The organism is Desulfatiglans sp. (assembly GCA_012513605.1).
Classification (GTDB): Bacteria; Desulfobacterota; DSM-4660; order Desulfatiglandales; family HGW-15; genus JAAZBV01.
The window spans coordinates 1-12,812 of the sequence record JAAZBV010000048.1; the positions used below are offsets into that span (position 1 = coordinate 1).

Consider the following 12,812-nt stretch of genomic DNA (forward strand, 5'->3'; position numbering starts at 1 on the left):
AGGTTAGTCCTGCTGCACCGAGTGCACCACCGCCAATGATAACACCGGCATTCTTAAGAAAACTCCTTCTGTTTACATTACTGATTTCTTCCGTCATATCAAGCTCTCCTGATTTTGAGTTAATAAAGCGCCCATATACTTTAACCGGTATTTTACCGGGATTTCAGCTCATTAACACATCAATAATATACTGAAGTTTTGACTTTTCAAACCCTGCTAAAATGACCTTAGAGGGTTTTTCAATAGTGACATTAAGAGGCTCTTTTCCAGGATTCATAATCACCAGGGCTTCTCCCAAAATGGGTTTCATGATTTCTGTTCTGTATTCAATCTGTATGATATTATCCCTGTTATTGAGATCCTGTTCTGTATGAAACTCTATTATAAAGTCAGGACTTTTTATCTTTCGTTCATGTACCTCTGCGTAAACAGGGATATTTTCAAGGGTCTTGAGAACAGAAAGAAACATAACCCTGCTTTCAAGCGCATAGGATGTGTCACCTGTACGGTCTCTCATCATCTTTTGAGGGATTTCATGCAGGGGGTAATAGCCACTTATCTCCTTTGCAAGCGGCATTTTTAAAGCCACGTAGCTTTCCATTTTTTTTGAATGGATGATAAACTCGGGTATCCTTTTTGTGGAATGGCTGAACTGCCTGCCAAAGGCAATTTCTCTGAGTTCACCGGCAAATGGTTCAAAGTTGTCATCAAGTTCAACAGAAAATGCCTTATCCGGTTCAAGCAGAAGGATAACAGTAAATGCTGCCCATGCCTCATACCCGAGCCTGTACATTGCCTCGGTTACATATATGAGATCGTTTACAGCAATCTTTTCAAATTCTTCAATTGTCATTTTATCCTGAATCATCTCATACAAACGGTTATACAGGGCGCGTACCATGCCTTTTTCAGGATTGTGCAGGAAACTCATGAGATCAACCGGGAGATCAATGCGATCTATCTTAAGGGCTGAAACAATTTCTTTTTCAGCCATAACATAATTGTCTCGAAGTAAATTCAGGTCAAGTGGCAGTGAGGTGATAAAATCCCTTACAAATGAATGACGAATATCATCAAAATATTCATAGAACCGCTTGCGAAGATGCTCCGGTATGGAGACTTCATGTGTATTAATAAAAATCTCCGGGTTTGACGCGATATAATCCCGCAGGATTTCCAGTTTAGTCTTCCATTCAGCCTTTACACTCATTTATATCTCCCCCTTTTTTTTCCGGCACTCCAGTACAAAAGCCCGGTCCTTACCTCTGAAGGCCATTGTATTTTACCATCCAGCTCCCTGAGACGGGCTTTTAATAATGCATGCAAATAGTGATCATGTTCAGAATCTTTATCAAGACCGAATCTTAACCTTATGCGGTCAATGGCCTCATCAAAATTGTTATTTGTCCATCCGGGCCACATGCCCTTTTGTTCCATAAGCACATTGGGGAACAGGCCCATCTGCAACATCGCATTATAGGCCACCTGGAAGTTGGGGCTGTCATAGGGGTGACCCCAGATTCTGTTTGCCGCCATTGCCATAAGACCATTATGGTCAGGCGCGCGTAGCAGCATGAAACTTCTATTCAATGTTGCCTCTGTCATCGCGGTTACAAAACCCTTAAGATCTTCACATCCATATACAGAGTGAGATGCAAGGGTAAAATCATGGGGTTCAATACCCTGGATCGGCCAGAACCGGTCGATTATTTCAATATTTCCTATAGATTCTTTTTCAATATTTTCTTTTAATACCTCTCTCATCTCTGCAGAAGGTTCAACTGCAGTAACCTTTCTTACGTATCTTGATAAAAGTATTGCCCAGGCCCCTGTACCTGCGCCTATATCAAGGAGAGTTGCATCCCTGGATCCGGAGATTATAGAGACAATAAAATCCCTGTGAGGGTCAGGCTTTTTCCATCTCTCTGTTACCCTCTGGTAAAAAACCCTTGCGCGATCCTGCCATTTCTCCTGATTATTTTCAGACCTTTTATTACAGTTCCAGAACGGCCCCTGTTTTCCAACAAGCTCTTTCCAAAGCGTAATAAAATCTGTGACTTTTTCCATTATCTTTCCGGGTTTTTAATCCGCAACCGGGGCCTGAGGTCTTTTCAGGTCATCCGGAAGGGACTGGGTTATTTTTCTGGCAAATAAAAGAAAGCATTCAAGTGTGCTGCTGGTGCCCCATTCCTTTGCGGCCTCACTGTCAAGTTCTTCATCCTCTGTCATGTCAAGCATATGCAGCAGATGCTCCTTTTCAGCCCGGTTAAGGGGGCAGTCAAGGGCCAGACAATGATCGCCTATCTGGCAGAACCCTGCCTCTGCATACACATACTGGGCAATCATTCTGCGGATAGGATCATCTCCCAGGTACATATGCCTTACCTTTCCGCTGTACCCGCAGACCGCCACAGAAAACTCCTGCCCTGTAGGTAATTTATAATCAAGCCATTTTGTAGGATATTTCTGCATCTTAAATTTTTATGCCTTTCCCAGCGCCTTTAAGACCTTGTCAGGTGTGGCTGGCGGATCAACCCATTTACCAATAGCATTGTAGATTGCTGAAATTACAAGGTGTGTGTTTGCCAGTGAATGGCTTATGCCATTGGCGCCGTAACAGGCATTGCCTGCGCGGGTTTCAAGCAGTTCCATATCAACTTTAGCATGATCCATAATAGTCGGTTTTTTGTATTCAAACATGTTTGTGCTGAGCCTTACTCCTGTTTTATCATCATAAATAAAATCTTCATAACGCTGACACCCTTCACTGAAAAACATAACCTGATGTATCTGGCTTTCAAGCGAGGTGCGGCGCATGATCTTTCCGGGGTCTGCAACCACCCCAAAGCGGATGATCTCCACTTCACCGGTCTCAGTGTCAACTGCAACCTCGCACATTGCCACATTCATGGTGTCCAGCTTTTTCCCCTGTTCGTTCCAGAGTGCGAGCGGAGGCCTGCCGGAATAGGTTGCAAAGAGATTTGACTTTACCGCCTGGGCAAGGGGAAGACCTTTTGAAGGGTCATTTTTAAAGACCACCTTTCCATCCTGTAGATCAAGCTCTTCGGGTTTTGCACCCTTGAATGGGTTAGGCGGCTGTTTTGGACCAAAACCTCCAAAACCGCCTGCTGCCGGAGGATTATTGGCCTCTTCAATTGCTGCCTCAAGTATCATCTTTTTTAATTTGTTTGCGCACTCCTTCATTGCCCAGCCTGATGCGGTTGTGCCGTCACTTCCGCCTCCATAGGGGCTGTAGATCTCATGGTGATTGAGTTCACATCTTATATCCTCATAATTGAGCCCAAGTTCCTCTGCCACAACCATCATGTTTGCCTCAATGATGTAGTTGCCAATAATAGCACCCTTGGAATTCATGTGTACAACCCCGTTTCTTAACTCTAACTTGGGGTTAAAAGACATGCCAGAGTGTCTCGGACACTGCTGATACCTGAAGCTTGCCCCGTGCATCCTGCCATCATCCAGTCTTTTATCATTAGGTTTGTGCCACTTCCAGTTCATCATCCTCTTTGCAGCCTCAATACATGCCTCAAAACTGGGCACAGGGTTTGGATCATCCTGTGACTCCGGCCCATGCAGGTTAAGCTGCGCTATATCAATGGGGTCTTTTCCAAGTTTTTCAGCAATAAGGGTGATTGCCAGCATTATGGAATCTGCGTTCATGGGATTATGCTGACCACTGGTCCACATCTTGCCGCGGTTGCTGTCAATAATATCCATGTTCTGTCTTACGTTCTTGCATCGTGTAGTAAAATAAAGGCCGTATGTCTGATCCATTGATGTCCCGAAGTTTGTGCTGCCCTGAACCCCGTTATCTGCTATGGAAAAATCGTCTATGGCGGTAATCAGGCCGCTCTTTTTAAAACCGATCTTCATATGCATAAAGCGCTGGTTCAGGTTAAAGTCATATTGATCATATCTGCTTTGTACGCATCGAACCGGCCTGCCTGTTCTTTTTGCAAGAAGTGGTGTAATTAGTTGTGATTCACGGGTACCCCAGTCACAATACCTGCCACCAACAAGCATGCACTCCTGAAATACCTTCTCCTGTCGCATTTTATACATGCCTGCTACCTGGCTGTGACCCCAGGCGTTACCCTCTATCCTGAGACTCTTGCCTTCTCCATGATATGGATCATTAAACCACCAGGCTACAGTACCAACCGGGTCAGGCAGGTGACCTGCAAATGCAGGCAGGTTGATATCATACTCTATTATATGATCAGCCTCTTTAAAGCCTGCCTCTATATCGCCTGCGTTAACATTGGAGTAGGAGACATTCCCTTTTTTAGGGGGATTATTGCCTCCGCCCATTCCAAATCCGCCCTGGTTTGGCGGGGCAGGGGGGCGTATGACCTGTGCATCAGGTTTTCTTCCTTCAAGGATGTCTACAACATGGGGTAATACTTCCCATTCCGAATCCTTTTTAAGCTGCCTTAATGCCTCTTCACAGATGTCTTCATCCTCTGCCACCACGATGGCGCCTATGATGCCCCCCTCCTGGTCAGCAGAATCGGTAAGGAGAGGCTGACCAGGGCCCATGAAACCTCCGCCGGAACTCAAGGATTTTATATCTTCATCCTGCCATGTAAGGATATCAACAACACCGGGTATCTTTTTGGCATTATCTATTTTCATGCCTTTTATTTTTGCATTTGCATATGGGCTTCTTAAAAATTTTGCATGCAGCAGATCGGGCGGTGCATAATCAGCGCCATATTTTGCCACGCCGGTTGCAATAGAATAGGAGAGCCTTCCTGGAAGGTTTGGCTTTCCAACCACCCTGAAATCTTTACGCTGTCCGTTTACTCCAGCTAAGTCAGCCATGTCTATTACTCCTGAATTTAAAAAGGGTTCAAGGCTTCAAGGGTTCCAGGGGTTAAGAGCAGGGCAGAGTTTTTGTCCTGCCATAGCCTATGGTGATGGCGGATTACGCCCCACCTTTTATTAGTATTCTCAGACTTCAGGGTTCAAGTGAAAAACACTCGAACCCTTGAAACCTTGGCCCCTCGAACCCTCTCTTTTTATCTCCACGCATCAATCGAAACCGGCCTGCCAAGACCAAAATCGGTAACAAACCATGTTGTTTGTATACCGCCGCCAACAACAACTATATTGATGCTCCTGGCGTTAAGGGGTTTAATCAGTGTGTTACCGTCTAATTTCAGGTAATCCGCATATGGTGGAATGCCTTGTCGAGCCATGGGTAAAAACATGGTGGCAGCTACACCGTTACCAAAGAATGAATCAACTGTTTTCTCAACATTATCTGCAAGATATTTACTGAGATCATCCTTTGTATTCATATTGTAATCCGCCTTGAGCAGCTCTGCCACTGTCGGGTCCATAATAACTGTTCCACCTCCAATTGCTGCAAGGGATCTCATGTAATCACGCATGAGAAAATGGGATGGATATGCCTTTTGCATCTCACCAACGCTTGAAATATATGTCCAGCCAGTACCAAATGAAGCAGTACTGTCATTCGGCTTAAAATTATTTTTTACATGGTAAGGCACCCAGCCTTCGGGAAGAGCCTCTTCATTTTCTGCAATACAGAGGTTATTGTACTGGAGGTTGCTTCCAAGTGTGCTGAAGGTTGTTACATTGTGATGAATATTGCCTGCTGTCTTACTCATAATGGTTAAACTTCGGCCAACCACAGAGTTTACATCATTATGGGGGCCCATTGCATTTCCCTTGTAATTCATTCCCAGTTCATCGCGAATAGGGCCGTTAACAAGGATCATATTTGCCATTGAGCTTGTTGAATTGCCAAAGGGCACCTGTGTTGCAACTGCAAGGATAAGGGGCATATATTCCGGTTTGGCCCCGACCATGACAGCGCATATTGCCACCTTTTCTACTGTAAACTCCCTTTTTCCTCCTGGCCAGTCAATAACCTTAACAACCTTATCAGGGGAATGGCTGGTGCCTTCAAGCATTGCCTTGACCCTCTCTTCTGTGGGAAGAATTATAGGGTTGTAATCTGTCCAGTCCTTATCCTTGAACAGTCGATGCAAATTGTCTTCCGTATCAGGCGGCAGAAACCTGGGCTCAGGTGTTGGCGCTGGCGCAGGGCCTGAGTATTTTTCATCCTTTGTGAGGGGCTTTGTAAGGTGTTCAACAATCGCAGGCATCATTGGTTTACCCGTTAACATATCGTTCCCCCTGACATAACGCCTGTGCACCTCCCTGGGTTGACCCGCCACAGGAAATGGCACCCCGATAAAGCGGATGGGCATACCGGTTACATTTGTATAGTTATATTCAACAGCATATCTCATCATATTGGCAGCAGCAGCCCCAACAGTGGGTATCTTATACTGTGTCTCCAGTGTTTTACAGAATCGGCTCACGGCCGAGGTACAGCTGTCTCAACCGGATACCCCTATTACTGCAGCATTCCCCTTTTCCCCTATCTCCTTCCATAAATCCTTGTCATCGGCCATGTAGCTGCCTGTTTTTCTTTTTACTATTACATTCACTTTGGGCATGTTCTCGTTAAACCATATCTTCATCTCCTCAAAAACGCCATAGGCCGCATCAGGTCCACCCCAGTTGATATCAACCAGGTACAGGGTCTTGCCATCAAGTGACTTAAGACGCTCTGTCAATGCCACCCTGTCAACCCCTGGGTTTGCTATTGCAGGGTTCATTACTGTGATTTTTTCGCTGCCATATAGTGTGTTGCTGATTAGAGCTAACACAGCAACCATAAGCAGGAGTTTTGCTGAAATTGATATCCTTTTCATGTTCAACCTCCCAAAAAAGTTAAAAAAATAAATATCTCAAGCGTGACAAATTATTTACAGATGGATAACCGCATTCATCGACATCCAAATCGAAATCGTTATCGAAATCGGGATCGATTGCGATTTGGATTGCGATTTCGATTGTATCAGTTATATTGTTATATCGAACCATAAAAGACCAAAACAGAGGTGGAATATCGAATGGTATTCATCCTGTTAGAGCACCTGAACCATTAAAAAAGATATATACCGCCGGGATTAATTATCTCCCGGCGGCATATATTAATTGATGTTAACCAAGTTTATCTCTCTTTTTCAGGAGATCTGCAACATTCTTGAGCCCCATCTTTTCAAGGGTCTTCTTTGTCGGGTTTCCGGTTTCAGGGTTATACCCTTCAAATTTATAGAACCTCTTCTTCCAGTCTGCAAACTTGGCCCTGTCGAGGGTCCTGCCTGCGCCATTATCATATGTCCATTTCCCGTTCAGGTACATTGGCAGCGCGCTGCCTCTGCCCGGCTGGTCATATATATAGTCAGGAAAATCCTCCATTTTACTTGTCCTGCCCTGGAGTATCCAGATTGACCTGTCAAGGGTGTAGATCTTATGACCCATTTCCATTCCATCTGCAAAGCTCAGGTCCTGACCTGTTACAGCCTTCCAGAACCTTGGTTCAGCATTTGGGGTGGGTCCGCGTCTGTCTTCTGTGTTGTTGGTAATGCACATTGGCCATCTCCAGCCACAGAAGCCGCCGCCGCCGATCCACATCTTTTCATAATGCTTTACCCATGCCACCTGTTTTACCTTGCTGTCAGAGTATATACCGGTCGGGCCTTCGCTGTAGTCTATCATGAACTCATCACCATTATACGGCACCATGGCATCTGTATAAAGTTTGGCTGCCTCTGCCGCTGTCAAATAGGGGTCCCCTGATTGGGCCATCCAGTGAAGCGGATAATTGGCCATCATATGGAGCATCAGGTCACGCTCTCCAAGGATTGAACCATAACCCCATTCCACCTCTGTCTGTGAATCATAATGTTCCTGGGTGCCCCAGTAGGTCAAGCGCAGGATCCCTTTATGCAGGTCATCCTCATAAAGGCCGTATTTTGCCGAAAACCTGGCTGCGCCTTCGGCCATGTCATTACCGATTCCCTTGCGGTTTGATATTGCATCAACGAGCATCTGTGGGAATCCGGGGTCGTTCATCTTGTCGATAGGCAAATCACATTCTATCTTTTTCCCCTTGCCCAGAAGACCACGCATGTTCAGGCTGCGAAGATAACCCATTGTTGGCATAAGCTGCCAGTGGCCTAGCCCCATTTTCTGCATCATGTCATTAGCTACCCTTGACGCCTTTGCACTGCCTGGTAGGCTAAATATCATTGTGCCCGCGCATACTGATTCATTGGAATCACCAGTGGCAAGCCTCATACGGCAGCCCCTCGGACATGATGCACAGGCAGCAGCCCTGGCTGGAACAAGGGGAGGGGTGCCATTGGTGACATTACCACCGCTCGGTGCGCCGCTTATAAGGCTGTAGCCCATGCCACCGAACCTTGCTGCTTCACGGGGGTTATCTACATTCCATTGAAACTGATTAAACCATAAGCGGGTATCCATGAATGCCTTTGGATCGGCAATCTTTACACCACCTGTGCCTATTGCGCTTATTGCCTTGAGATTTTTTGAACCGAATACGCCGCCAAAACCGCACAATGCAGCCTGTGATCCCGGACCATGCAGCAGGCATCCAAGACGGCTTAAGTTTTCACCTGCGGGGCCGCAGCATACCACAGCAGGCACCTGAGTTGTGAAATCATCATCTGCAACCTGTGCCCATTCTCCTTGCCTGAGGCTTGGAATAACCCGTCTGGCTATCTCCTCCTGGGTATCCCAGGTGTCCATTCCCCATACACCCTTGCCATCTTCAATGGTTATCTTGTCATTAATTATGTTTATCCATACCGGATCGCTTGCAGCGCCTTCAACTACAATACCATCCCAGCCTGCAAATTTAAGCTGTGAGGTAAAACGCCCGCCAAAGTTGCTATGTCCGAACCACTCTATGGGGTATAGCATCGGGCCAAGACCCTGAACCTCACATCTCCCTGATGCAGGCACATTTGTACCTGAAAAGGGTGATGTCATCATTATAATAAGGTTTCTTTTATCGAATGCCTCAAATGGTAACTGATCACCAACCAGATCAAAAAATATTGCTGATCCGATTCCATGACCGCCGCCAAATGCCAGATATTTTTCTGTTGGAATGGTGCTGACCGATTTATCAGTCAGGTTTACTCTTGCTATCTTACCTGTATATCCGCCTTTCATTTCCATCCTCCTATTGCTTTGCCTTTGGCTTTGGTCCACCAAACATCCTTGGCCCCATGTTTTTATATTTTGGTGGTATGATTCTGCTGTCTTCTACCAGACCCAAATTCAGGTAGTGATCATTACGCAGATTGACATTATATCCTTCGGTCTCTTTCTGGTCAGGTGTTTCAGTAACAAACTTGATTGCCTGCATGGGGCATGATAGCACGCATGCCTGTTTGCCCCCAGGGCCGCCTTTTTCAGCCCAGAAGGGGGTATCTATGCAGAGATCACACTTTGAAGACTTTTCTGTAATGTGGTTCCAAATGGTGCGGTGAGGTTGCTGCGGACACATGTCAAGGCATGTTTTACATCCAATACATTCCTCTTCGTTGATCCTTCTCACATTTCCGTTTTCAGTGTCAATATAGGCCGCTCCTACAGGGCAGTTAATGACACATGGTGGTGTTACACACTGGCGGCATACACCTATCTGGAGGTCATCCGGGAATTTCCCGAATGAATTCTGCATTATCTGGATACGTGAAAGTGAAAGGTTCTGCTCTCCATAATGGACCATTGAGCAGCTCAGCATACATGTGGTGCAGCCAATACACTTTTTACTGTCATAAACCAGATAGCCTTTGGATTCGGGGTATGATGCCCCTTTGGCCTCTTCTGCAACTGCGGTTTTTACACCGGTTGACACAGCAATTGCTCCGGCAGCAAGCGCAGCGCTACCGCCGACAAGAAACTGCCTACGATTCATTGTCTTTTCTGGTGCTTCTTTTTTGTCAGGCTTTTTGTTTTTTGGCATTCGTCGACTCCTTGATTGATAACGGGTTAAAATCATTTCAAACAAAAAATAAGTTTAAAATGTCCAGCTATTTATGAAGAACCTGGATAATATACCAGAGATGCTATTAGTGTCAATGACCAAACTGGCTTGTAATATTCTGATGATCTGCCTCATTCACTCTGCATCTGCTGGTCTATTTTCCAGGTACTTATTAACAATTACCACCCGAAGGGTGTGCCTTTCGGGACTATTTCACAGTATGCCTCAGCAACATGTATAAGGCCGTCATATATCTTGAATGAGTGCCATACATCGAGTTCTCCGTCACCTTGAAATAGAGACCCCGGTCCGAAATTCATACGTACAGCTACAACACCCATCTCCTCATCTACTGCAATTGTTCTGTATTTTATACCAGCCAGTGTCGGGATAAACTGCTTTTTCATATTATCGCACCCCTCGAAAAAGGTGCATTCCGGGCCTGCCATGAGCTGCCCGTTTTCATATCTGTAGGCATTATCAGCCATGGGTGAATCCACCTTTACAAAACTACCCACCTTTAATCCTTCAGGATAGGTATCTGCCATTTTTATGGCCTTTTCTCTCTCCACAAGCTGCTCTTTTCTGGGTACATAGGTCATCCCCTTGCTTACTGTTTTCAGGTTTTCAGGGTTAAAGAGCATGCCCTCTTCCTTTCCCCTTACAACGGTAGATTCAATCTCTGTGATCTTCTGACCATCTATCTTCAAGCGAAAAACAAACAATACAGGCTTTTCTTTTTCTTCAATAACAAGGAATGATACAGCTACACCCTGTTTTACATCGAGGATATCACGTCTGTAGTCAGTGAGTTTGATCTTACTCTGCCACAGGCCTTCACCGACCTTTTTCACTTTACAGTCCTCTGTAAACTTAACCGCTGGTGAAAGGGGCAGTGTATCGGGCTTCTGAGCAATGAGTGCATCAAGATAGCTGGTAACAAAACCCTTAAGGCATTCCCTGTCACATGTTACACCCGCAGCGGTTACTGTTGAGGCGATGTTAAAAATTAAAAAAGAGACAACAGTGATGAATAAAAATGAAATATTTTTTTTAAGCATATTATCCTCCTATTTGAGTATGAATTACAGTTTGTAATATTCTGCCTGAAAAAAACAGAAAAATCAGAAAAAAGCATTTTCTGACAGAAAAGTATCTATAATAGATATTTTTAGGTTACACAAGCGTAAATTAGCGAATATAAATAAAAAACGCCGTAAGTATGACCGGCGTTTTTTATATTATTAACTTAGGTTGATATATATTTAGTTGGAATATATTATTTAACCCGTTTCGCTACAAATGACATTGGTGGCATTTCACCGCCGCCAGGAGGGGCGCCTGCACCCTCGGGTGCGCCTTCCATCTTCATAGAGAATGATAACTTGAGTTCATCGCCTGCCAGTTCTCCTGTGTAGGCAACTGTCATCTTCATCCCGCCCATATCAACCGGTACATCAAATGTTATCTTGCTGCCGTCTATTGTGCCGTTCTGGATATCAATTGTGCTGTTTTCGGCACCAACCGTTGTGCCGGTAAGCTTGTTTCCATCGGCCTTAAAATCATAGGAAAGTTCCATGGGAGCGCCGCCCATACCTGAATCAAAGGTTCCGGCCCATTTGCCGTCAATGCCTGCGCCAAATGCAAGGCCTGCTACAAGTAACAGAATAGATGTCATTACAGAAATTTTCATCACTTAATTCCTCCTCTTTGCATAATTTGGTTGGTATATCTAAAAAACTGTCCTTTGAAGAAAATGTGAGTATAATGGTCAAATAAATTTTGTCAAACCAAATTATCCTTAAGAGGAGGGTCAAGGCCATGAAAAAAAACAGAATACCTTTTTTAACAGTAACCCTTATCATGATCTTCATTACAACAGTTTACGGACAGGAGAAAAAACAGCCCCCCCAGTACGCACAGGGACCTGCGCCTGTGACCATCCATCAGATAAGTAAATCCGTCTATGATATCAGGGGCGGGGCAGGGGCCAACAGCGCATTGATAATCGGAAATAACAGCGCAACAATTATCGATGCCAAGATGACAGATCAGGATGTAAGGGATATGCTGGAGGCAGTTAAAAAAATCACAGATAAACCAATTAAACGGCTGATCCTTACACACTGTGACATGGATCATGTTAACGGTATACCAGGTATTCCTGAAAAGACAGATATTATCGCCCATGTAAATTCTCTTAAAAACATGGAAAAGGCAAATGAACAGGCACAGGTAAAGATACGCCTTCCGAACATAACCTTTACAGATCAGATGACTCTTTCTGATGATGGTGCGGAGATCAGGCTTCTTTACTTTGGCCCTGCACATACTGACGGTAATATAGTGATCTATATACCTGATGAGAGGATCGCAATAATAGGCGACCTCTTTTTCAAGGGCATGGACCCTTTGATACATAAACAGAAAAACGGCACCTCTGAGGGTTTTGTAAATGTCCTTCAGAAGATAATCGAACTGAATGCAGATAAGTACCTGAGCGGTCATGCAGAACCCGCAACAAAGGCTGATATTGAAACCCTGAGAAACAGTATCATGGAAAAGCGGGAAAAGGTTGGGGAGATGATAAAGGCCGGTAAAACCCTTGATGAGGTAAAACAGGCATTTAATATCCCTGCAGGTCAGAGTCGTTGGCCTTCGCTTGTTGAGATTATTTATGGTGAGATGAAGCAGCCGTAATAATCAGATAAAATTTTTACTCCTGCCTTTACATCAAATGAGATAACGTAGAGACGTAGAGACAAGGCATGCCTTGTCTCTTCTATGGGACCACTTGTCAAGCCAAATTAGTGTTAATTGTTATTTTAGTCATACCTCTAGCCTTAGACCATGTGAACAGTAGTAGTAATTTATATAAATTACT

12 protein-coding genes are annotated in these 12,812 nt (G+C 44.8%); 1 reads left to right on the forward strand and 11 read right to left on the reverse strand.

Translation table 11 applies throughout. The features are described from left to right. The 11 genes from GX654_06350 to GX654_06400 all read right to left on the reverse strand — a co-directional run. The coding region (locus GX654_06350; protein ID NLD36471.1) for a twin-arginine translocation signal domain-containing protein at positions 1-97 on the reverse strand (97 nt) is incomplete at its 3' end. A gap of 66 nt (positions 98-163) precedes the next feature. Beyond that, positions 164-1,210, reverse strand: a complete 1,047-nt coding sequence (locus tag GX654_06355) for a hypothetical protein (protein ID NLD36472.1) — start codon at positions 1,208-1,210, stop codon at positions 164-166. Beyond that, the gene (locus GX654_06360; GenBank protein ID NLD36473.1) at positions 1,207-2,067 is read right to left on the reverse strand and encodes a methyltransferase domain-containing protein; all 861 of its coding nucleotides are present in this window, start codon (positions 2,065-2,067) and stop codon (positions 1,207-1,209) included. The genes GX654_06355 and GX654_06360 overlap by 4 nt, the downstream gene beginning before the upstream one ends. A gap of 15 nt (positions 2,068-2,082) precedes the next feature. Then, entirely contained in the window at positions 2,083-2,472 is a 390-nt protein-coding gene (locus GX654_06365) for a hypothetical protein (protein NLD36474.1), read from the reverse strand. A 9-nt stretch (positions 2,473-2,481) separates the two neighbouring features. Then, a complete protein-coding gene (locus tag GX654_06370; protein ID NLD36475.1) occupies positions 2,482-4,845 on the reverse strand; it encodes a xanthine dehydrogenase family protein molybdopterin-binding subunit in 2,364 nt (787 codons plus the stop codon). 197 nt (positions 4,846-5,042) lie between these two features. Further along, positions 5,043-6,377 (reverse strand): hypothetical protein, encoded by a 1,335-nt coding sequence (locus GX654_06375; protein ID NLD36476.1) that lies wholly within the window; start codon positions 6,375-6,377, stop codon positions 5,043-5,045. Between the two features lie 18 nt (positions 6,378-6,395). Further along, positions 6,396-6,773: a hypothetical protein gene (locus GX654_06380; protein NLD36477.1), complete on the reverse strand. Its 378-nt coding sequence runs from the start codon at positions 6,771-6,773 to the stop codon at positions 6,396-6,398. A gap of 292 nt (positions 6,774-7,065) precedes the next feature. Then, positions 7,066-9,108, reverse strand: coding sequence for an aldehyde:ferredoxin oxidoreductase (locus tag GX654_06385; protein ID NLD36478.1), 2,043 nt, complete (start codon positions 9,106-9,108; stop codon positions 7,066-7,068). Positions 9,109-9,118: 10 nt separating this feature from the next. After that, entirely contained in the window at positions 9,119-9,907 is a 789-nt protein-coding gene (locus tag GX654_06390; GenBank protein ID NLD36479.1) for a 4Fe-4S dicluster domain-containing protein, read from the reverse strand. Positions 9,908-10,107: 200 nt separating this feature from the next. Continuing rightward, on the reverse strand, positions 10,108-10,989 hold the full coding sequence (locus tag GX654_06395) for a hypothetical protein (GenBank protein NLD36480.1): 882 nt from the start codon (positions 10,987-10,989) through the stop codon (positions 10,108-10,110). Positions 10,990-11,207: 218 nt separating this feature from the next. Continuing rightward, positions 11,208-11,621, reverse strand: a complete 414-nt coding sequence (locus GX654_06400) for a hypothetical protein (GenBank protein NLD36481.1) — start codon at positions 11,619-11,621, stop codon at positions 11,208-11,210. 128 nt (positions 11,622-11,749) lie between these two features. Here GX654_06400 and GX654_06405 point away from each other — a divergent pair, with 128 nt between their 5' ends. Continuing rightward, a complete protein-coding gene (locus GX654_06405; GenBank protein ID NLD36482.1) occupies positions 11,750-12,628 on the forward strand; it encodes an MBL fold metallo-hydrolase in 879 nt (292 codons plus the stop codon). Positions 12,629-12,812 lie beyond the last annotated feature (184 nt).

Coding starts and splice junctions, on each gene's coding strand:
- GX654_06355 (NLD36472.1), bottom strand. CDS start 1,210: ATGAGTGTAAAGGCTGAATGGAAGACTAAACTGGAAATCCTGCGGGAT.
- GX654_06360 (NLD36473.1), bottom strand. CDS start 2,067: ATGGAAAAAGTCACAGATTTTATTACGCTTTGGAAAGAGCTTGTTGGA.
- GX654_06365 (NLD36474.1), bottom strand. CDS start 2,472: ATGCAGAAATATCCTACAAAATGGCTTGATTATAAATTACCTACAGGG.
- GX654_06370 (NLD36475.1), bottom strand. CDS start 4,845: ATGGCTGACTTAGCTGGAGTAAACGGACAGCGTAAAGATTTCAGGGTG.
- GX654_06380 (NLD36477.1), bottom strand. CDS start 6,773: ATGAAAAGGATATCAATTTCAGCAAAACTCCTGCTTATGGTTGCTGTG.
- GX654_06385 (NLD36478.1), bottom strand. CDS start 9,108: ATGAAAGGCGGATATACAGGTAAGATAGCAAGAGTAAACCTGACTGAT.
- GX654_06390 (NLD36479.1), bottom strand. CDS start 9,907: ATGCCAAAAAACAAAAAGCCTGACAAAAAAGAAGCACCAGAAAAGACA.
- GX654_06395 (NLD36480.1), bottom strand. CDS start 10,989: ATGCTTAAAAAAAATATTTCATTTTTATTCATCACTGTTGTCTCTTTT.
- GX654_06400 (NLD36481.1), bottom strand. CDS start 11,621: ATGAAAATTTCTGTAATGACATCTATTCTGTTACTTGTAGCAGGCCTT.
- GX654_06405 (NLD36482.1), top strand. CDS start 11,750: ATGAAAAAAAACAGAATACCTTTTTTAACAGTAACCCTTATCATGATC.